Annotated in this window: 22 protein-coding genes; 1 reads left to right on the forward strand and 21 read right to left on the reverse strand. The window is 33.8% G+C overall.

The window, feature by feature from the left end; genetic code table 11:
• Positions 1–3: 3 nt before the first annotated feature.
• From H4O18_RS07610 to H4O18_RS07700, 19 genes are all read right to left on the reverse strand, one after another.
• Positions 4–1,233 (reverse strand): GNAT family N-acetyltransferase, encoded by a 1,230-nt coding sequence (locus H4O18_RS07610; protein ID WP_187583043.1) that lies wholly within the window; start codon positions 1,231–1,233, stop codon positions 4–6.
• A 15-nt stretch (positions 1,234–1,248) separates the two neighbouring features.
• Positions 1,249–2,439 carry a GNAT family N-acetyltransferase gene (locus H4O18_RS07615; RefSeq protein WP_187583045.1) on the reverse strand — a complete coding sequence of 397 codons (1,191 nt, stop codon included), beginning with the start codon at positions 2,437–2,439 and terminating at the stop codon, positions 1,249–1,251.
• A gap of 64 nt (positions 2,440–2,503) precedes the next feature.
• Complete coding sequence (locus H4O18_RS07620) at positions 2,504–3,508, reverse strand: GNAT family N-acetyltransferase (RefSeq protein ID WP_187583047.1); 1,005 nt, start codon at positions 3,506–3,508, stop codon at positions 2,504–2,506.
• Between the two features lie 216 nt (positions 3,509–3,724).
• A complete protein-coding gene (locus tag H4O18_RS07625) occupies positions 3,725–4,972 on the reverse strand; it encodes a GNAT family N-acetyltransferase (RefSeq protein WP_187583049.1) in 1,248 nt (415 codons plus the stop codon).
• 10 nt (positions 4,973–4,982) lie between these two features.
• Positions 4,983–6,023: a peptidoglycan bridge formation glycyltransferase FemA/FemB family protein gene (locus H4O18_RS22460; protein ID WP_187583056.1), complete on the reverse strand. Its 1,041-nt coding sequence runs from the start codon at positions 6,021–6,023 to the stop codon at positions 4,983–4,985.
• A gap of 50 nt (positions 6,024–6,073) precedes the next feature.
• Complete coding sequence (locus tag H4O18_RS07635) at positions 6,074–6,904, reverse strand: glycosyltransferase family 2 protein (RefSeq protein ID WP_187583058.1); 831 nt, start codon at positions 6,902–6,904, stop codon at positions 6,074–6,076.
• 19 nt (positions 6,905–6,923) lie between these two features.
• On the reverse strand, positions 6,924–7,940 hold the full coding sequence (locus H4O18_RS07640) for a peptidoglycan bridge formation glycyltransferase FemA/FemB family protein (RefSeq protein ID WP_187583066.1): 1,017 nt from the start codon (positions 7,938–7,940) through the stop codon (positions 6,924–6,926).
• 13 nt (positions 7,941–7,953) lie between these two features.
• A complete protein-coding gene (locus H4O18_RS07645; RefSeq protein WP_187583068.1) occupies positions 7,954–9,072 on the reverse strand; it encodes a glycosyltransferase family 4 protein in 1,119 nt (372 codons plus the stop codon).
• A gap of 11 nt (positions 9,073–9,083) precedes the next feature.
• Positions 9,084–9,695 carry a formyltransferase family protein gene (locus H4O18_RS07650; protein ID WP_187583070.1) on the reverse strand — a complete coding sequence of 204 codons (612 nt, stop codon included), beginning with the start codon at positions 9,693–9,695 and terminating at the stop codon, positions 9,084–9,086.
• Positions 9,673–10,287, reverse strand: coding sequence for a sugar transferase (locus H4O18_RS07655; RefSeq protein ID WP_187583072.1), 615 nt, complete (start codon positions 10,285–10,287; stop codon positions 9,673–9,675). The genes H4O18_RS07650 and H4O18_RS07655 overlap by 23 nt, the downstream gene beginning before the upstream one ends.
• A gap of 125 nt (positions 10,288–10,412) precedes the next feature.
• Positions 10,413–11,612: a glycosyltransferase family 4 protein gene (locus H4O18_RS07660; RefSeq protein ID WP_187583074.1), complete on the reverse strand. Its 1,200-nt coding sequence runs from the start codon at positions 11,610–11,612 to the stop codon at positions 10,413–10,415.
• A 4-nt stretch (positions 11,613–11,616) separates the two neighbouring features.
• Positions 11,617–12,753: a non-hydrolyzing UDP-N-acetylglucosamine 2-epimerase gene (gene wecB, locus H4O18_RS07665; protein ID WP_187583076.1), complete on the reverse strand. Its 1,137-nt coding sequence runs from the start codon at positions 12,751–12,753 to the stop codon at positions 11,617–11,619.
• Positions 12,754–12,773: 20 nt separating this feature from the next.
• The gene (locus H4O18_RS07670; RefSeq protein WP_187583078.1) at positions 12,774–13,904 is read right to left on the reverse strand and encodes a polysaccharide biosynthesis C-terminal domain-containing protein; all 1,131 of its coding nucleotides are present in this window, start codon (positions 13,902–13,904) and stop codon (positions 12,774–12,776) included.
• A 125-nt stretch (positions 13,905–14,029) separates the two neighbouring features.
• Positions 14,030–14,458 (reverse strand): cupin domain-containing protein, encoded by a 429-nt coding sequence (locus H4O18_RS07675; protein WP_187583080.1) that lies wholly within the window; start codon positions 14,456–14,458, stop codon positions 14,030–14,032.
• Entirely contained in the window at positions 14,458–15,462 is a 1,005-nt protein-coding gene (locus H4O18_RS07680) for a polysaccharide biosynthesis protein (RefSeq protein WP_187583082.1), read from the reverse strand. Before H4O18_RS07680 ends, H4O18_RS07675 begins: the two co-directional genes overlap by 1 nt.
• A 5-nt stretch (positions 15,463–15,467) precedes the next feature.
• A complete protein-coding gene (locus H4O18_RS07685) occupies positions 15,468–16,544 on the reverse strand; it encodes a glycosyltransferase family protein (protein WP_187583083.1) in 1,077 nt (358 codons plus the stop codon).
• Between the two features lie 134 nt (positions 16,545–16,678).
• Positions 16,679–17,365, reverse strand: coding sequence for an acyltransferase (locus H4O18_RS07690; RefSeq protein ID WP_187583085.1), 687 nt, complete (start codon positions 17,363–17,365; stop codon positions 16,679–16,681).
• 4 nt (positions 17,366–17,369) lie between these two features.
• Positions 17,370–18,584, reverse strand: a complete 1,215-nt coding sequence (locus H4O18_RS07695; RefSeq protein WP_187583088.1) for a glycosyltransferase — start codon at positions 18,582–18,584, stop codon at positions 17,370–17,372.
• The gene (locus H4O18_RS07700; protein WP_187583090.1) at positions 18,581–19,048 is read right to left on the reverse strand and encodes a hypothetical protein; all 468 of its coding nucleotides are present in this window, start codon (positions 19,046–19,048) and stop codon (positions 18,581–18,583) included. Before H4O18_RS07700 ends, H4O18_RS07695 begins: the two co-directional genes overlap by 4 nt.
• Before the next feature lie 118 nt (positions 19,049–19,166).
• On the opposite strand from H4O18_RS07700, the gene H4O18_RS07705 reads away from it, so the two are divergent.
• Positions 19,167–19,421 (forward strand): hypothetical protein, encoded by a 255-nt coding sequence (locus H4O18_RS07705; RefSeq protein ID WP_187583092.1) that lies wholly within the window; start codon positions 19,167–19,169, stop codon positions 19,419–19,421.
• Positions 19,422–19,804: 383 nt separating this feature from the next.
• On the opposite strand, the gene H4O18_RS07710 is transcribed toward H4O18_RS07705, so the two are convergent.
• Both H4O18_RS07710 and H4O18_RS07715 read right to left on the reverse strand, forming a co-directional pair.
• Positions 19,805–21,079, reverse strand: a complete 1,275-nt coding sequence (locus tag H4O18_RS07710) for a glycosyltransferase family 4 protein (protein ID WP_187583094.1) — start codon at positions 21,077–21,079, stop codon at positions 19,805–19,807.
• The gene (locus H4O18_RS07715) at positions 21,080–22,066 is read right to left on the reverse strand and encodes a glycosyltransferase family 4 protein (protein ID WP_187583096.1); all 987 of its coding nucleotides are present in this window, start codon (positions 22,064–22,066) and stop codon (positions 21,080–21,082) included.
• Positions 22,067–22,124: the final 58 nt, after the last annotated feature.

Genomic DNA, 22,124 nt, shown 5'->3' on the forward strand with positions numbered 1-22,124 from the left:
ATGTTATTTACTATTTAAAGTTCGGCCATTAAGGACAACCTCAATATTATTGGTTTTTCCGGCAAAAATAAAAGTATTAGGGGTCTTCTTGCGTTCTAATATTTTAACCGTATTTATTGATTCGTGGCTCATATATAAAAAATCGTATAGAACTTTCTTGATATAATTATATTTATAATCGTCCAAAGCTATTTCATTCAATTCATTAGAAGGGGGGATTTCGCCACTGGGAATAGGCCTAGAAATAGTTTGTTGGTCAATTTCGTTCTCATTTAAATCCGATTTATAAAATTTTCTCTTTTGATTATGGTAAAACTCATCAAATTTCCATTTTTTAAATAGTCGAAATAAAGTATAGAAGTATTTGGTGGACATTGCTTTATAATTGGCATAACATACCGAAGGAAATGAAGTAGCGTCGTAAATAAAATGAATTTGATATTCGTAGATTTTATTAATCCATTTTTGCTTATAATAGTAATATCCTTTAAGGAGATCTACTGTTTCAAATTTGTTATTAATACACCATTCTATTAGTTTTACCATATCTATTGAGCCAATACTAAATGCAGCATAATTGATATCATAACTGCTGATGCTGGAATAAACGATTTTGTCAAAAATTAAGTTGACACTGATATCAATAGGTTTGTTATCACTGTAGATTATAAATATTGAAGCCTTTTTGTCATTAATTAAAGGGAATATTGACTTTTGATATTTTTCCCAATTTTGAAGTTCATAATTTTCTTCTTTTTTTTGGGTAAAACGTTTTTCAAGCATACCTTTTAATTCGCTAAAAATAAAAGTAAATTCCGCTTCTGAAATTTCCCCATAGTGCATTTTATAGGAGATGTTAAAACAATTTTCCAATCTATTTTGGTAACGTCTTAACTTAGATCTACTCGCTTTTCCAAAGTTTTCGGACAAGTAATCGTTAAGGTTGTTATACGCTTTTAAATCAATTGAATACCCCTGATAGGTACTTACTTTTTTTATTTTTAGACCCTCTTGTTCATATGGTATTTCTACTTCCAAATAATCTGGAATATCTTTTATGATAATCGTTTTATTATTAAAGTAGTTTTCATTTCCAATACTCTTGTGGTAAATAATCTTTTCAGAAAATAAATTACGTACCGAAACATAATAAGGCGCCAAATCTCTCTTGGCCAAGAAGAGCTCAAAAAAATGCTGATGTTCTATTTTATTAGAGGGTTTTGAGGCATTCATCTTGATGGCATTTAATTAGTTTACTATAATTTTTTGAATATTTTTCAAACCTTTTATTAAATAAGTATTCGGAGAATTCAATATGCTAAACACGGTTATATGATCAATATATTCCTGATTTTGATATAAAAAATTGTTTATGTACATTTTAACATGAGCTATTTTAGGATCGGAGATCTCAATCTTCTCAACCTCAGAGGAGATGGGTAGCTTTGGATTGTTATCTAAGGTTACTTTATACTCAATGTTTATTTTTTTTGAATATTTGGTAAGTCTTCTAAACTTCGAAATAATTTGCCCTTTTAAGATGTGCAAATTCCATTTCTTCAATATATTCACCAATTGGTATATTGTCTTAATTTTTAATATAAGCACTTTCGCCTTTAAGTGTGGTATAATGAAGGATGAATTATATAATACGTGTTTTTCAAAGTAGTATTCTGTATCTGTCCATTGTGATTTATATTCGTACTCCCCTTTTAAGAGATCAAACACGGTAAAATTGTTATCATAGCACCATTTAAGTTGAACAATAATGTCCGTAAAACCTATATAAAATTTTCCGTAATCAATATCATAGGCGCGTATATACCCAAATATGGTTTTTCCATGGATAGGGTTAAAGCTAATACTGATTGGTTTATCTCCGTCGTAAATGACAAATAAACAGGCTTCCTTTTTTAAAATTAACGGGTAGGCGATCTCGCGGTATACCTTCCATCTCACCAAGTCATCATTTACGGCCTGTTTTTGGTCAAACCTACGATTAATTAATTCAAGAAATTGATTGAACAGGCTCTCATATTCATCAATGTCTATTTCTCCATAATAGGATTTGTAGGTAATATTGAAACAATGCTCAAGACGTTTCTGATATGTTCTAAATTTGGATCTCCTGCTGCTGCTAAATGTTTTTAATAGATAATCGCTATCGTCCTTATAGTTTTTCAGGTTGATTAAGCTTCCTTTAAAAGTATCTATTTTTTTTAAATGCCAACATGAACCCTTGCTTAATTCGGTGTTTAGGTACCCAGGAACATCACTTATAAGTAGAATATTTTTAGGGTCGGATATAGTAGAAGACCCATTTAGGAACTCAACTTGACCAGAAAGTATATTTGTAATTCTGGAATAGAAATAATTTAAGTCCCTATTCTCCAAAAAAACAGTTAAGAAGTTTAGATTGGTCTTTTTATAATTATTCATTACCCTATCGAGTTCTATAATATAATTTTATAATTGCGTAAAATGCTCAAATCCGTGTTGGATGTTAGGATTCATGCCAATTGAAATTGGATAATTGTTTAACCCGTCTTTTGAACAAAAATTTGTCCATCTGAAATCTCTTGCCAATTATATCCTTATCCCTTAGGTATTGTCTTAATCGTAATTCGTTTAATAATATGAGGGCTTTTATCCTTGTAAATAAAGATTGAGAGTTATAAAACAAATGATGTTCATAATTGTAAATATGATTACACCATTTTAATTTATAATCTGTTTGTCCCATGGCCAAGTCAAAAATGGAAAAATCATTTTTTTTACACCATTCAATATGCTTCAACATACTGATATCCCCCATGTTGTAATTGGAATAGTCTATATCATAAGTTTGAATATAACTGAATACGATATCTTTTAAATGAAAATTTAAGGTCAGTGTAATAGGCTTTTTCCCGTCATAAATAACAAATAAGGATGCCCTTTTTTCCAGGATCATGGGATAGACCAAATCGTAATAATATTTCCAATGCAACAAGTTGTTATTGTACATTTTTTTTTCCAGAAACCTTTTTTCCAGCATGTCATAAAATTCAGATAAAAGAAAATCGTAATGCTCTTTAGTAATATCGCCGTAATGAAAGGTATAGGAAATATTATTGCTCCCCTCTAATTTTCGCTGTTTCGCAAATAAATTCTTTATATTTCTTTTGCTCAGCTGTTGCGCAAGATAGGCTTTGCTGTCATCGATATCTTTTAAATACACTAAATATCCTTGGTATTGGCGAACCATTTTACTTTTAAACCCTTGCTCTTCAGGTTCTATGAGCAAAGCCAAATAATCAGGTACATTAGACATGGTATATATGCCATTATTTTCTATTGAGCTTAACTCGGTTCTAGTCAATGATATTTCGTTATTGCATAGTCTGTTCTCCATGTTTTCTGAATAGAATCTGGGTATACGGTTTTCGATGAAAATGTGGTATAAGAACCCCAATTTAGAAATTACATTTTTTTTTTGTTTTGATTTTGGTCCAATTTTGGTATCCATTTTATTTAGTTTTTGACCATTTCCCATCCAGATATTCCTTTTAGAAAACACCCCAGGTTTTAAGGGTTTAAGAAAGGCTTAGAATAGAACGTTGCTTATGTGGGTAAAGTTGTGATATTTCCTTGTTATATTTATATAGAAATAATTAAGGCGTTACTTTCTCGAAAGAATAAAAGCGAAAATTATAGAAGGAATCATATAAACCATTATTATGTTTTAACGTTCAAGTTGCACTTTTGTTGTGACATCCCTACCTTGAAATATATAGGTTTTTTCACTATTTAGTATCTTATAAACCCTTATGTTACTGATGGATTCATTATTGATATATAAATATTCGAACAAAGCTTTTTTTAGATAGTCGTTTCGTGACTCCAATATGGAGATTTCCTTTAATTGAAATTCGGTATAAGGCTTTGATAATTCTTGCAAGTTAAATCCTAAAGGAATATTCTTTTTAATGGATCTATTCTTTACTAAAAAATAAAATTCATGAAACCTTTCATTGAGTTTCTTATCACGTAAAAATTGTTTTGCTATAAAGTATTTTTTAATGGTAAAAGCAATGGCCTTGGGAAGTAAGGCTTTTTTGTTATAAATAAGGTGGTAGTCAAATTTATATTCCAGATTACACCATCTTTTTTTGTAATCAAAATATCCTTTCGAAAAATCCAGTTTGTCAAATTTGTTTTCCAAACACCATTCTATCAATTTCAAGATATTTACGGAACCTAAACTAAATTTTGAGTAATCTATATCAAAAACAGTAATGGCATCTATTAAGGTGTTGTTATGTATATAATTCAGGGTTACCGCAATAATTTGATCCCCGTTGTAGGTCACAAATAAGGCGGCATTATTCTCCAAAATCATGGGGTAGGTTACCTCCTTATAAAAGGTCCACTCCTTTGGGTCCAAATTATTATTGGTTGTTTCCTTTTGTAAAAATCTTTTCCGTAATAAGTTCTCAAATTGATCAAAAATGGTATTGTACTCCCTTTCGCTAATCTGCCCATAGAACATCTTGTATTTAATATTGAAACAAGATTCTAATTTTTTTTTAAATTTATTTAGCTTGTACCTACTGCTTTTGCTAAAGGTTTCGACCATAAAATTGTTCAGATCTGTGAAAAGTTTCAAGTCAATTAAAAAACCAGGGTACTGGGTAATTCTAGCTATTGTAAATTTTCGGTTTGGTAAACCATGATTTATTGTAAAATAATCGGGGACATCATAAATAAGCAGAACCTTATTTTTTATAACGCCAGTTATTTCTTCCGTTTCCAAAGTATATGTTATCCCCTTGGTCAAATTTCTACCAACATTAATATAAATGGGAAAAAGTGGATACTTATAAAAGGAGGTTCCATTCAAAAAAGAAAAGGAAATTTCATGGCCTTTTAAATGGAAATGTTTAAGCCACGTATTGGTATACGTTTTCGAAGAAAACGGACTACTATTCATATTATTATATTTAAACCTTACAGCGGTAACAAGGAAAGAAATAGGTGCAATCTTTTTTGAATTTATCACAATTTGGCTTCATTTTTTCAACAATCAAAGCTTCATATTTTACTATATCGCTTATACATTTCCAAGTGGTAAAGTTCTTAAAGTCTTGGGAGAAACTAGATTTAAAATGAAATAGGGAATCCTCTTTACTGCCTACACCTCCGCCAAGATTAAGGAATTTACAGTTTTCGTTGCTGGCAATAATTCTCATTTCATCGATCAATAATTTTACGGGAAAAAGATCTAAATATGAGATGTCGGATCCAGATAAGTGATATTGGACTATTTTATTGGTCTCAATGAACATGGCACCGGCAATAATCCTGTGAGTTTCCTTTTCAATGGCCAAAAGTATCCTTGTATTAAAATCTTCTGAATCTAAAAGTTGAAAAAAATATTCATGGTCAAAAAAATAGTCTTTTTTTGCATTTACCCGTGTCATATTGGCATAATACAAATTAATGTATTCCAATACTTCATCCTTGGTTTTTGCAGTTTTTACATAGCATTCCCTACGAGCTTTGTTAATGTGGGTTCTTAATCTTTTTTGATATGATTTTTTTTGATTCTCTAATTTTTCGGTAACATCTATATTTACAATATGGCTCATGGATGATATTTCACCAAAATTTTGCAAACATATTACCTGGTTAGGGATAAAAGGATTTAGCCTGGAAAAGACTGAAATAATATTGTTATCCATTAAATATTCCTTAAATTCTATTAAGAAATTGGAATTGTTGTAATTAGGGTCTATGTTTCTAGTAATTGGCCCCACATATCCGTATACCGATGTAAAATCCTGAAAATTGGAATCTGCTACCTCTCTTAGTAATAAGGGAATGGCAATTATCTTATCATTTTCAGAATATTTAATTAAAACGGCATGCTCATCTTCTTTTTTGGATATGTGATGATAATCGTAGGTATGATAAAAATCGTAGACATCTACCATTTTTAGTACAGCATCCCATTGTTCCTTATTTCTAATGATATCAATCACTTATCTGAGTATTTTTAATCCATTAATTTATAGTTGTCAAATAGTGTTTGTTATTTCTTAAAAACCGACGTGAAATCCAATTTGGTTAAGCCAAATTCCTTACGAAGCCTTTCGGTAACAAGTTTTACCCTATACTTCATAAGTTTTCGGATAATATTTTCGTAGAAATCCTTGGTCAGAAAATTATAGGAGTTCATTTTTTTTACTGCCTCTGGGGTACTACAATAATTTTCCGTATTCCCGATACTGTAAATGGCCCCAGGAAATGGTAAAGGTTGCATTTTTTCACCAGTACTCAGTTCGGTAAAATCATGATTAAAGAGTGGGTATGGCTTATCTTGTAACAACTGATTTACGTATTCCGATTTTATAACTATACAGGTTCCACATAGTACATTAAACGTATTTTTGTTAAGGAATATTATATTACTGCCTTCGTTATAAATAAATCCTTTTTTAAAGAACCATCCAGGAACATCACTACTGTCGCCTTCTACGAATTGTACAATATTGCTACTAATACAGTCATCAGCATCCACTACCATATAATGTGATGCTTTATATTTTTTAGAATACTCGACCCCGAACATTATTTTTTTCGCTTTGTCGGCTTCCTTGGCAGCATTTCTGTAGTTAAGTGGATCATCGGACTGAAGTTTTTGTATATTTTCAGGAGTAGGGGGGGCAAAATCCACCTGGATGAATTCCAGTGAGGGATGCTGATAATTAAGTTCTGGGATTTCATGGCATACGGCTACTACCTTGAAATTGTCATTAGTCTGTTGGCAAATAGATTTCATGGTCCTTTCCACTAAGATGGAAAACACTTCCCAATTTGAGGAAATCTGGGCACTTTTAATTGGTACAATAAAAATGATCATTTAGGTATTTTTTAGATTCTTAATTATTAGCTCTATAAGCTGGAAAAAAGTCGGTTTCAGTTATATTGGCATCTTTCTGTAGTTGGCTATAAATATTTTCGTCCACTATTACCTTCCAAACGCTAAACAGTTTTATGTCATTGGAAAAGGAGGACTTAAAATTAAATAGAGCATCTTCTTTGCTGTGATAGCCTCCTCCAAGATTAAAATAAGTATATTTTTCTTCGGTACCAAGAAGCCGCATTTCGTCCAACAATAACCGAGCGGGCGCAATGTTTAGATACTCGGTTTTGGTACCGGAAAGGTGATATTGAATTATATTATTCGTTTTCACGAACATGGACCCGGCAATCACATTATTACTTTCGTTATGTATTGCCAAAAGAATATCTGTCTTAAAACCATTACATTTTAAAAAATTAAAAAAATAATCCTCGTTAAAAAAGTAGGAAGTATTGGCGTCCAACTTCCTCATGGTCTCCAAATAGATATCTATAAAACTCTTAATATCCTCTGAACGGTCCGCTTTCCTCACGGTACATAATCGTCTGGCCTTGTTAATTCTGCTACGGGTATCTCTTCTGTAAGCTGATCGTTGCTGGTCCAAACTTTGGGTAAGATCTATGTTCACTATATTCCCGATCGACTTAACCTCACCTAAACCGGACAATATTTCCAACTGTTGTGGGATATACGGATTAAGCCTTGAAAATACGGAAATGATGTTGTTGCTTTTAAAATACTCGTTAAGATAACTTTGATACTCTTTAAAATCTCTGTTATCTGCCGTATTGTTGCTTAAAGGGCCAACATATCCATAGACAGAAGTGGCGTCAAAATAATCTGTATGACGTATTTGGCGGATCAAAAGCGGAAGCGCTATGGTATTATTATTTTTGGTATATACCAAAAGCACTGGGTTATCCCCTTCATTTTTGGATAAGTGATGATAGTCATATGTATGGTAAAAGTCAAAGACACCTAGCTGGTCCAGTACTTTTTCCCAATCGTTCTTCTCTGTAATAATATTTAGCATGTATCCAAATATGTTAAATCATTTTATTATAAATGCTTAAGGTCTTTTTTGTCATGGCCTCAATTGTGAAATTTTCCAATGCTTTGAACTTTCCATTTGCTGCAATGGTTTCCCTTAGTTCCTTATTTTCTATTACGTTTAAAAGAATTTCCGCTAATTCTATGGCATTGCCGTTGGCAAAGATATACCCATCTTTTCCATCATCAATCTGGTCCAAAGCTCCATTGGTGTCGGTTCTAATCGTGCAACAATTGCTCATCATAGCTTCTATGGATACCAAGCCAAAAGCTTCGGATTTGGAGGGAAGCACAAAAATTTGGAACAGTTCGTAGAATGGTTTCGGGTCTTGAAAAGGCACTATACTAATGGAATTTCGTAAAACTGAACTGTCAATAATTTCTTTTAACCATATTTTATCGGATTCAAACCAATAGTCTCCCAAAAACACCAAATGTACATTATCAGCTGTTATTTTGGGAATGTATTTTTCCACAGCGGTAATTAGAACATCCAGTCCTTTTTCCTTGGTTATCCTGCCTACAAAGCCTATAACTATTTTATTCCCTGGAATATTGTATTTATTTTTTAAAAGGGATAACTCTTTTTCGGGAGTTATTTCCGCAAATCTCCTTGAAACCCCATGACATATTACGGAAACACGATCTGGTTTGGCTCCTAATGTCTTAATCGCATACTCTTTGGATTCCCGACTGATGGCGATTAATTCGGTTGGATTTTTATATTTAAGGTTTTTCACCAATTGCACATTATGAACTGTGGTTATAAATGGCCTATTTAACAACCATGGTAAAAAGGTCATATATGGGGACTGGGAATGGATTATATCTGGCTTAAGTTCCTGTATCCATTTTAAAATCTGATATATGGCCACTATTGAAGTTAGAATCTTACTTAGAATATTGCCCTTAGGGGTATTAAAAGTTCTAATTTCTGTCCCAATATTTTTAAAGTCATTTTCAATTTTAACCAAGTAATCATTGTCGCCGTCCGTTATTCCACCAGTAATCATCAACAATTGATGACCCTGGTCAACTAAACCCTGTGCCAGGTCCAGTGTATTAAGGGTTACACCACTTTTTTCAATTCTACTAAGTAAAAAAAGAATTTTCAAGCTAGTTATGATTATTTCTGATTATTGATCTTAAAGTATTTTTTTTCTATCAGTGCAATAGTATCAAGGACTATTTTTTTTCCTTTTTTACCAAATTTTGGATAAATTGATTCAAAAGTGTCTTTTTCCTTAATTTTAACCACCTCTTGGCATAATATTGTTCCCCTGTCTACTTCCTCATCAATGATATGGGTTGTAAGCCCAGAAACACGTACACCATAATCCAGTGCCTCTTGAATTGCTGTATGGGTTCCTAGAAAGCTGGGAAATAGTGATGGGTGAATATTAATTATTCGGTTTGGAAAGGCATTTAAAAGTTCTTTTTTAATAACATATTTAAAACTTAATAACAATACATAATCTATTTTGAAATATTTTAGTTCATCAAGTAACCTTCTTTGGTATGCCTCTCTACTATCATAGTCCTTTCTTAATATTCGCTGGGTTTTAATTCCCACTAGTTTTGCAGCATCTGCTGCGCCACATGGTTCAGTTTCGTAAATAAGGAGTTTAATGTGGGAACGTTCTAGCTCACCGTGGGAATACGCCATAATTACGTCTTTGGCATTTCTACCCCATCTGGAGACCATTATGGCCCAGTTAAGTGTTTCTACGGTATTCATCTAACGTTGGCATTACTGTAAAGGAATCAACTGCTACATCTTTGGAGGTAATTACATTTTTTATAGTCTTAAAAAAAATTTTGAGGTCTAGTAAAAAAGACATGTTTTCCACGTATTCCACATCCATGTTCAAGCGCACGTCCCATCCAAGGTTATTTCTTCCCGAAACTTGTGAAAGCCCTGTGATGCCCGGTAATACGGAATGTCTTCTTTTTTCCCTTTCGTTGTAAACAGACAGGTATTGTATTAACAAGGGGCGTGGACCTATAAGACTCATATCCCCTTTTAGGATATTGATCAGTTGTGGAATTTCGTCCATCGAAGTTTTTCTTACAATTTTGCCAACTGGTGTCAATCTATCCCCGTCTGGAAGAAGTTGACCTTCGGCATCTTTTTTGTCGTTCATGGTCTTAAACTTAATGATACTAAAAATACGTTCATTTTTTCCAGGCCGTTTTTGTAGAAAAAACACTTGACCATCGTTAAATATGTACAACAACACAGTAAGCAAAATAAATATGGGACTCAAAAGGGTCAGCATAATTATAGCTATAAAAAAGTCAAGTATGCGTTTAAAGAAGTTTTTATACATTTAAATTGTCTTTCATGTATACAAAGTAAGTATTTATTTCCTGTTCGTGAATTGTTTCATGGATGAACCCATCAATTAAATGGATTAATGGTCATTTTACTTTTACTATTCCCCATCGGGGAATTTTAAGTGTTTGTAACCCGCGAAATTATATTTTCGTAGGCCATGGAGGCCAATAGATTGTTTTTAAAATATTGGTAGCCATTCTCGCCCATTTTCTTTCTTTTCTCGGGATTGTTGTACAAGTACATTAATTTCTCCTTCAATTTTTTAGTTTTTCCTGCTTCGGCCCAAAGACCGGCCCCAATGGCTTCCAAGTGAGTGCCAAAGTCGGTATTCAAATCCACGGAGGCCAAAATAGGCACCCTTGCATTAAAATAGACCAAGGATTTGGAAGGTATATTGGGTATGGTGAAATTCTCACTTAAAGAGATAAGGCCAACATCGGCAATTTGTAAAACCTTAAAGAATTCTTCCCTGCTTAAAAAGTCCTTAACCCTAACATTGCTTAAATCTTCTCGTAAAATCATCCTGTCCAAATACTCTTTTTCGTTCCCGCCCCCAATTATTAAAAAGAAGATATCTTTATTGGTAGTACAAGACTTGGCCAGTGCCACTATATTTTCCATTTTTTGGGGCTTGCCAATATTACCCCCGAAAACAACAATAAATTTGTCCAAAAGGCCATATTGATCCTTTATCTTAATAATCTCCTGTTGCCCTAAATTAGGTTGCAGCCATGCCCAGTTGGGCAACAGATGTAGTTTATTGGCATTTTGTTCGGGATTGTGCCTTATTACATAATCGATATTTCCTGGTGACATGCATCCTATATAGTCTGAAGCAAAGTACATTTCCTTTTCTTTTTTTCTAAAATAGGTATAGGCCAATCCTTTGGGGTTCATCATACCTAGATCAAGTGCGTTTTGTGGAAATATATCCCGCAGGATCAAATACATTTTGGAGCCATATTTCCTCTTTAACCAACTGGCAACATTTACCAAGGTAATGGGAGGGGTAGGCATCATTACCAAGTCAAAATTCAAGTCTATTTTAGATTTTTTTAAAGCCCGTTTATATTGATAGGGGAGTAGAAGGGTAGCCAATCCTTTCTGTATTTTGCCGACACCGAACAACTCCAGTGTGGGTACCCGCAAGGTGGGTATGCCATCCTCCACCTGCATTCCAAATACCTTTTCGTCATAAGTGGGGGCTACTACCATAATATCATGGCCATTATTGCGAAATTCTACCACTAGTTCGGTAAACATATTGTGGTATTCATTCATATTGGGAACGGCAAGTCCTAAAAAGACAACTCTCATAATTTTATGATTTGGACCAAACAACCCTGTTAATATAATCTACATAGGAAATTATTATGCGGACCACCTTTTCACTTACATTGGGCATAGAGTAATCAGCAACTGGTCTAAAATTTCTATTCGGATTTCGTTCCTGCACTTCCAAAGCCGTCAAAGCCTGCATGATTCGTTCAGGATTAAGACCTACCATCATAACCGAAGCTTCCTCCATGGCTTCGGGCCTTTCGTGAGCTTCCCGTATATTAAGGGCCCTGAAATTTAAGATGGAGGACTCTTCGGATATGGTGCCGCTATCGGACAAAACGGCAAAGGAGTGGTATTGCAGAGCATTGTAGTCCGAAAAACCAAGGGGTTTTAGAAACTGGATATTGGGGTGTGTTTTTATTTTTTTCTCATTTAACATGTTTCTAGTTCTGGGATGTGTAGAAACAATTATGGGATAATCGTATTTTTCGGCAATTAGGTTTAACGAAGTTATAAGCCCCTCAAAGTTTTTAGGATTGCTTATATTTTCCTCCCTATGCGAAGACACTACAAAGAATTTTTGTTTTTCCAGTTTTAATTTTTCCAACACATTGGACGCTTCAATTTTAGTTTTAAAATTTCCTAAAACCTCGAACATAGGACTCCCTGTCTTAATTACCCGTTCTGGCGATAAACCTTCCCTTAGTAAATATTCCCTGGCAATATCGCTATAGGTTAAATTTATATCCGAAATATGATCTACAATTTTTCGGTTGGTTTCTTCAGGAACTCGTTGGTCAAAACAGCGGTTACCTGCTTCCATATGAAAAACGGGTATCTTTCGCTTTTTAGCAGGAATAGCACATAAACAGGAATTGGTATCGCCCAACACTAAAAAAGCATCGGGAGCCAGTTTTTCCAATATTGGGTCAATGGCAATTAGGATATTGCCCACGGTTTCTGTGGCATTTTTACCTGCAGCATTAAGAAAATGATCGGGTTTTCGTATTCCCAAGTCCTCGAAAAAAATCTCGTTAAGTTCGTAATCATAATTTTGGCCAGTGTGCACCAAGGTATGATCAATAGCCTCATTCGCATCAAGGGCATTTAAAACACAGGCCAATCTTATTATTTCAGGGCGTGTACCCACAACTGTTAATACTTTAAGCTTTTTCAATGGTTATTTTTTTATGTTTATTATACATTTATAAAGTAGGTGTCGGCATCCTCTGGATTATAGGGCTCATTGATCCAAAATAAAGTAATAAGTTCCGTGTCACCAATATTCTTAATATTATGGGTATACCATATAGGCATATCCACATAAGCTGGTTCTTCGCCATCCAAATAATAATCCAGGATTTCATCTGTTCCAATCTTTCTAAGTTGTATAAGGGCTTTTCCACTTATAACAGCAAATCTCTCAGCTTTTCGTGTATGAAAATGATTTCCCCTAGTAATGCCTGGAACGGTTGTTGAAAAGGAAAATTGTCCACTGGTCTGGGTTCTTGCAATCTCTACAAAGCTTCCTCTATTGTCAGTGTTCTTTTTGTATTTTACTGGATAATGGCTGGTTGGAATATAACACCTGAAAGTATTAAAAAGTGCCTTTTCAAAGTCCAGGTCCAAATTTGGGAAAATTCCGTTTTCCATATAGTCGGTTTTGTATTGTTGTAATAACCTTAGGATTTCGGAAACTTTTATGTTTTTAGTTGGGGCAATTTTTAATTCCTTAATATTGCCATCTTTAATCTCCCCTTTTTTCGAATTTTTAATGGACTGGATAAATATTTCGACCAATTCGTTGATATAGATAAGGCCTACCGCACTATCATTTATTATGGTAGGATTTTCGTTATGTGCAATTTTATGGCAAAATGTGGCTACTACAGAATTGTAATTTGGCCTTCCAAAAGGTCCAAAAACATTGGGAATGGTTAGCGAAGTAAAATTACCTCCCTTTTCATTTGCCCACTGTATAAATTTTTCCTTGCCTTCTTTTTTGGATTGTCCGTATAGGTTTTCTTTTTCCTCTTGAGAGGAAGAAGAGAAGATAATATGCGGCGTTACGTTTTTAGAGGTGCACGCGTTTACCAATTGGTGTACAAGATCTATATTGGTATCAAAGATAACATTGGCATCTTCATGACGGTTCATGGCTGCCAGATGTACAATTACATCACATTGATTTACAAAATCCTCCAGAAGTGCCTTGTTTCCAAAATAGTTTCGCTTAAAAGGAACTAGGTCAACGGAGTCGTCCAATAATAGAGTATTATATAGATGATATCCAATAAAACCTGCCTGTCCGGTAATTCCTATTTTCATAGTTATGATAAATTTTGTATTAGTTTTAATGGTTAATTATTATAAACGGCAAGGGTAAGTCCTTTCCTAAAAGTGTATTGCTGCAATTTAAGGTTTTATTAACACAACCGATAATTTTGTCCGGGCTACCATTCTGCATTCCATGTTTCTAATGGAAACCGAATATCATCTTTGGTCGATTCTTCCAAAGTGAAATTGGAAAACACCATCAGTTTAGAACCGGGCAGAATTGCTTTAAATCCGGAAGCACTTCCGGCAGGAACCTCCAAAATAATTGGCATGCTTTCATTGAGTTCAAATCTTTCTGCGGATAATTCGGCAAGCGCTATATTTTCCTCAGCAATATTTACAATATTGATTACAAAGGCTCCACTATGGCAATAAAACCATTTTTTTTCTATTTTGTGCCCTTGCCAACCCCTAATTATTTCTGGAGAGGCTGGGGAAATCTCGTAAAAACGAACAATTTGGGCCATATCAAAAGAATTGAAAAACTTGATTTTTCCTCGGTTATCGGAAAAAATAGATCCTTCAATTTCGATGGTTTGGACCATTATATATTTTCTTTTATAAAATCTAAATTCAACAAGGTATTCTTCAAGGCTTCGTTGGTCAATTGTTCGGTGTTATGGGAGTGATAGTCTTCTATGGTACTGGTATCGGTTTCTCCTTCAGAAAAGTATCGGCTGTAGTTAAGGTCCCTGTTATCTGCGGGAATCCTATAAAATTCGCCCATATCCTCTGCCTTTTGCATTTCTTCTCGGGTACATAGGGTTTCATATAGTTTTTCACCATGACGGGTACCAATTACTTTTACTTCGCTTTCAGATTTAAAGATTTCCTTAATAGCTTGGGCTAGGTCCCCAATGGTACTCGCAGGAGCTTTGTTTACAAACAAATCTCCCTGGTTGCCATGTTCAAAGGCAAATAGGACTAAATCTACAGCATCTTCCAAGGACATTAAAAAACGCGTCATTTTGGGGTCTGTTACCGTTAAGGGTGACTTTTCCTGTATTTGCTTCACAAACAAGGGGATTACCGATCCTCGTGATGCCATTACGTTACCATAACGCGTAAGGCAAACAATAGTATTGTCATTTGGGATGTTTCTGGAAGCAGCAACGGCCACTTTTTCCATAAGGGCTTTACTAATGCCCATGGCATTAATAGGGTAGGCAGCTTTGTCCGTACTAAGACAAATAATGCGCTTTACATTGTTGGCCACAGCGGCATCAATGGTGTTCTGGGTGCCAAATACATTTGTTTTAGTGGCTTCCAATGGAAAAAACTCGCACGAAGGCACCTGCTTTAAGGCCGCTGCGTGGAAAACGTAATCTACTCCGTGCATGGCCTTGGCTATACTATTATAATCCCTTACATCGCCAATGTAAAATTTTACTTTCTCGTTTTTAAGATGGTTCCGCATATCGTCCTGTTTCTTTTCATCGCGACTGAAGATGCGTATTTCCTTAATATTGGTTTCTAGAAAGCGGTTTAATACTGCGTTTCCAAAAGAACCTGTCCCTCCTGTAATGAGTAATGTTTTATCCTTAAACATAAATTTTATTTATCTATTAAAAAATTTGTAAGCTTCTGTTCAAACAAGGAATAGTCTTTTTTTACATCGGCCAAAAAAGTATAACAATTGTTTAAAAAACTTTCTTTGCAAAAATTCTCTTTATATGCAACCAATTTATTTGGTAACTCTTCATAATTATCAACGATAATTCCGAAATTATATTTTTCAATGATTCTACTTTGTTCGGTATCACTATTAACTATACATGGAATATTATATAATGCAGACAAGTATAATCTATTACTAAGTAGGGTAGCCCCTTTATTATGTTCAGTTCGGCTGATTAATATATTTATAATGTCGGTATTCTTTAAAAGAAGTGGTTCTTCTTCTTTTTTATAAAGTCCATAAAAACTGATATTATTAATTTTCTCTGAAGTGGATTTTATCTTTAAATCGTTTAATGCAGGCCCAAAACCGATAAATTCCATTTTAAACCTTTTGTCATTTTTTAATTGATCAATAAACCTGGCATCTGAATTAAAGTCTTTTATTTGACCAATAGTATCAATTTTTAAAGTTTCATTTTCCAAATTAGCATCTCGAAATGGGAAATTATCTAGAGATTTAGATACAAGTGCAATATCTATGTTGTGTCCCAAGATATAATTTGCATTTTGAGGAAGCCATTCTTTAAAGCCATTTGATGATACGCATACAAAATAAGAATTTTGAATCACCTTCTCAAATCTGCTTTTGAAATAGCTCATAACTTGTGAATAATCCCTAATATCTAGAATGTATTTATTTGGAAAGTTATTAATAAGAAAATCACTCATCAGTATACCTAATTGACCTGAAAAAACAATAATTCTATTGTATTCAGTTTTTCTGAGGTGATTCATTAAAAACCTTCTAAATTTAATAAAGTCCAAAGATTTAAATAGTGGAATGCTTGTTTTAACCTTGTTTGTATATGCTATACAACCTTTTTCATTAACACCATGTCTATCCCATATGTATAAATCATAATCAATATTTCCTTTTTTTAAAACGCTCTCATAATATTTTAGATAAGGCGAGGTAAATAGGTTATTGGGAAAAAGTAGGGCAACCCTCATGTTTAAAAATTATTAGCTCAAGGCAAGATTTTATAGATGGACGAAGATATAAATAAATACATTTTTATTTTTAAAATTCCCCTTAATGGCAATTTTACGGGATGTGTGGCAAAATTAACGTAGGTTAACCGTACTTATTTGCCTTCGTATATCCGCTCTCTTACCCAATCTATATTGTTTTTTAAAACCTTTGCAGGCAAGCCGCCAGCAATGACATTGGAAGGAATATTTTTGGTAACAAGGGAACTAGTTCCAATTATACTATTATCTCCTATTTCAATTCCTTTAAGTATTATTGAATGAGCTCCAATCCATACATGATTGCCCACTTTGATATTCTGAGCGTAGTTAATCCTTTTTTTAGTGACATTGTCCAATATACTATGCGAATCTCCTGTTCTAAATTCAATATTACTAGAAAACATACAATCTTCTCCAATTGTAATTTTTTTGTTTGGCTCGGTAATGGCTAAATGGGCAGATTCTATGGTCGTTCCATTTCCAATTTCTATAGTACAATGTTCGTCTTCAAACCACACCGAACCACCACTAAATTGAACATTTTCACCTATAATTAACTGGTGGTGGTCTCCTCTTATAAAAATAGTAATATTGCTCATTATCGCACCATGCTTAATAATGATATGATTGTGGTTTCCAATGATATCATATTTTACATTTATAGAAACACCGCGGTTTTTTATTTTATTCCCCTTGCCAATTACAGATTTTTTAAATTTTGTCCCAATTCTTTGGAGTCTAAGGACTATATTTAATAAAAACATATTGTTTTTAACTAAATCTTTAATTCTGCTTTTCATAGGTTTAGGCATTTTCTTTTAGAAATTGTAATATTCTTTGGGCTTGGATTTGATTATTTTTGTTGGTAAGAACAAACTTTTTTGCTTCTAGACCAAATTGGTGTAGATCTTCTTTAGATTTGCTCAATATTTTTTGCAACGTATTTTTCATTCCTTCTACATTTTCTTCTTCAAACAAGTAAACGTATGGATAATATTCTTTGGGCATACCCGGCAATTTGGTAGTAATCATGGGTGTCCCCGAGACCATATATTCCATATTTTTTGAAGGAAAGGAAAATTTGGTGAATTCCTCATTCGTAGGACGTGGGTTTATCAATAAGGTAGCGGCCAGTTGATCTTTGACCACAATTTTATTGGGAACCATTCCTTTAAAATGGATTCTTTGATCTTTTCTCATATAAGCATCCATCTCAGTCACCATTTCTCCTGAACCATAAAGATGAAGCTCTACATCTACATTTTCCAATAACATAAACGCTTCTATTAAATCCTTTATCCCATATTTGGCATATAGCCCACCGGCATAGATTAGGACTTTCTTATTGGTGTTCTTCTTGTCCAAAATATTTGATGAAGCCTCCATTTCCAAATCAACCAATCCTTCCATAATGATATATGGTTTATTTTTCGGATTTACTATCTCGTTCATTTGTTCCGTAAGCAATATATACCTGTCAAACCCTTGCATCATTGTAGAAACCATAGTATGGTATAAAGATCGGGTTGTATTATCTTTTTTTCCTCCAGTGGTAACCATTAGTCCAGGGAGATCTGTTACAATGGCAACACAAGTAGCACCTGTTAGTCGTGCAGCCCAAAAAGAAGCGAGTGATACTGTGAGGTTCAATACATCACAAATAACTACTTTATTTTTTTTACGAATTGAAAGTGTCCAGAGAAAAACCTTGATAAAAGTATAACAGAATATCCCAGAATTTTTTATATATGGTAAATTGATAAAAGGAATGTATCTAAATTTTAATTTATTAATAGTCTCAGAAGGTAGGTTCCATATCTTTCTTTTGTGATTGGCGGGTACAACAGGTAAGGTACTTAAGGTTTCAATGCAACAATTTTGCTGTTGTAATGCAAAGCCTTTTGCCAATAAGCGATGAAATTTTTGAGCGGCCTGTTCCGGTTTATTTATCGAAGTCTCATAAATATTGTCCAAAACCTTTTCCGAACACAGTGCGCTTACATAGAGTATTTTTATCATTGGTTAAGATTGGAGTAGTATTTATTTATGATACCTTTATACAGGCAAAAGACCACAAATAAGGAAAATAATCCCTCAAAAATGGGTTCTACCATAAACAGTAAGAAAAAAGCAATGGAATAAAAGAGTATTTGCCCATTTAATAAAATATTTTCCTTCCTTATGGCCATGGCTCTTTTAACTTGAAAGAAGGATTTAGTACTATAAATAATTAATAAAATAAACGGAATAATGCCACCTACCCTAAGTACATCTAACCACATGTTGTGGGAATAACCAAATTCTTTTAGGTTCCAGCCTAAAGGATGGATAAATAAATATTCGAATGATTTTATCCATCTTTCGGTTCTACCCCCGCCACTTGCAGCCTCGCCAACCCCACCACTCATTCTCCCCGCAAAGGTGGTTAGCCAATCTGCATTTAAATCAAAGGAAACATTTCTAATAATATAGGCTATGCTCAATACTAAAAAAATTAATAAGTGTATATTTTGTTTATAGGTTTGTCTCGGAAATATATATAAAACGGAGACAATACTAGTAAATAGAAAAATGACCAATTGAGTACGACTTCCCAATCGGATGGCACAAATTAACGAGAGTGCAAAGAGGGAAATCGCTAAAATTTTATTGAAAAGGGTAATATGTTTATACCCAGAAATTAATATTGCAGGTATACACATGTTCAAGGTTAAAAAGCCTCCCATTAGGGTTGCAGAGGTCGGTTGGCCGTTCCAAAACATGGGAATTGTCCTATCCAGTTGGGCAAAACCTCCTTCCCTGAAGTTGAGAAATACGGATAATACCGCAGAAATGGAGAAAATGGAAGCAATATAAAAGAGTATTATGAATAGTGTTCTAGGGTCCTTAATATTATTGGCTAAATATTTGCCTAATAAATAGAAACTTTGGGGAAACAAAGCGTAGATCACAATGTATTGGCTTCCGGCAAGTGGCTCAAATGCATAGAAAATGGCATAAATTACAGAAAATAAGGTTAGTAGGAAAACATCCCCGTCCAAATTTTGAGATATAAAATTTCTCTTTAATATGACAAGAATAAACAGGAGATACCCAAATAGGAAGCCCTTGTTAAAAGGGTCTAATAAATATAGGCCCAATAACCCAGATAAAACAAAACCAATAGAGTTAATATAGTTAAAAAGTGCTTTCATACTGATCTTAGTAAATGGTAGATTACCATATACTTTAAATGAATTTTAGTGGTTTCCTAAAGAAATAACATTCCTATAGATGTCTAATGTTCGTTGCATATTTACTGACCTATCGTGCCTTTTAGTGGCACTTTTTATACCTCCTTCTGACAATTTTACCGCTAGTTTGTCATTTTCAAAAATGTCCTTTATTCTCTGAGCCAACATTTCAATCTCTTCAAACCTATACAACAGACCATTTTCTCCAGGATCAATCATGTCCGGGACTCCGCCTACGTAAGATGCAATACTGGGCACCCCAAGTATCTGTGCCTCTCCTAAGGAATTGGGACTGTTCTCAATACTGGAAGGACATATGAAAATATGGCTTTTTAAATATTCTTGTGCCATTGCTCGGCCGTCTAAATAACCTAAAAATTTAATATTTGAATATAAATTGTACTTTTTGATTAATCCTTTAATATACTTGCCATAGCCGCTTAGGCGTAATTTATCCGTAGCAGAATCCGTTCTTGTTATATCATCACCGGCTACTTGTATTTGTATATTTGGAAATTGGTTTTTTAACAAATTTACGGCATGTAATACTTGGTGCAAACCCTTGATCGGATAGGAGGCCTGACTTAAAAATATAGAATGATTTTTTTTAGAGTGAAATTGCCATTTTGGTGAACTATAGAATTCATCTCGCAGGCTTTCATTACAAAAATGATAATATGCCTTGGGATTAATGGTTTTCACATGGTCTTGGTCCCATTGAGTTCTTCCAATGACATGGTTGGCCAGAAGTAAATATTTATTTTCTATTTTTTGTCCCCTTATTTCAAATTTCCTTTTTTCATGGAAAACACTTGTTCTTTTAAAGAAATCGAACAGGGTTATATTTCTTCTAATATCCTTATTGGAAATACCTCCAAGATAAAATTTGGATATAATACTAACCAAGCCTTGTATGGAGATAATATAATTTAAATTGGGACAGGCATTCATTAAAGCGAGGCCATGGGCAAATTCAATTCCGTGGATATGAACCAAATCGGGCTTTAATTTTTCAATTAGTTTTTTCCATTCAACTTCTAAAGAGGAGTCATATTTTGTATTAATTTTCTGTCCATTAAGCAATATATATTCAATTCCTTTTATTATTAAATGCTGTGGCTTTACATTGGGGCGGGAGGTAGCAATCGTAAGGGAAATATCTTTTTTTTGGGAAAGGTCTTTCGCTAAGCCGTACATCCATCCTCCTATAACCGGAACAGGATTACCTAGAGCTAAGGAAAGTTCCGGAAATATTGGATTGGTAATCCAAAGAATTTTCATTTAGGAATGGTTTAGTATTTTTTTTAAAACGTTTATCTGATAGTTAGGATTGTATATTTCATCCACTTTCTTATACGCCTGCATCCTTAATATGTTTCTGTTTTTTGTATCCACACTAATCCAGGCACGTATTTTTTGGCATAAATCTTCTATATTATCAAGTAAAAAAAAATCTCCAGTAACACCGCTTTCTATAGCCTCAAATTCTGGCCCATGGCTAGAGATGTTATTATTGGTTATTACAGGAGTTCCATATGTTAATGAATGTATGGTGGTAAGACCGATTGATCCTGGTGTAATACATACATCGCTGTTAAAAATTAAATTACCAATTTCATTCTCGTCATAACATGGGCCATAAAACCACACGTAACTATTCAATCCTAATTCTTGAACCAATTGTGGAATGTTATTTCCGTCTGAATCCTCACCAATTAATATTAAATTACAGAAAATTCCTTGCTCCAAAAGTTGTTTTTGAGCTTTGACCAGCAAATCAATTTTTTTTGACTTTTGAATTCTTCCTATATATATTAGCACAGGATATTCGTTGTTAAAATAATCTCTGAAAATGGCTGAGGGTTCTAACGTTTTACGGACTCTTAATTGCTTCTCGTAGTCTAAGGAATTGTAAATTGGGATTAATTTCTTTGCATTGAATCCTTCCTTTACCATATTATTCTTAGAGTATTCCCCGTAAAGTAATATTCTGTGACACAATCGATAAAAGTTTTTTTCTATAAACTTCCCGGCAGGAGAAGTATTGCCTTTCATACCATGTGTCCATGCATAAACCTTTTTCTTGAGGGGTATGGCTAATATTGCCAGTACCCAATTGGAAAGGGAGCCTGGAGTTCCTGTAATAATATAATGTTTGTAGGGTTTAAAAATAAGTTGCCATACACCTTTTTGCCATTCAAAACCAGTTCGGGGAATTTTAATGTTTTTTGTTACTTGTTTGAATCCTGCCAGTTCGCTATAATCCATTAATTTAATTGGGGCGTCTATTTTATCCCCAAAATAGAAGTCACAATGTAACTCCTTA

Source organism: Arenibacter arenosicollis (assembly GCF_014397245.1).
Classification (GTDB): domain Bacteria; phylum Bacteroidota; class Bacteroidia; order Flavobacteriales; family Flavobacteriaceae; genus Arenibacter; species Arenibacter arenosicollis.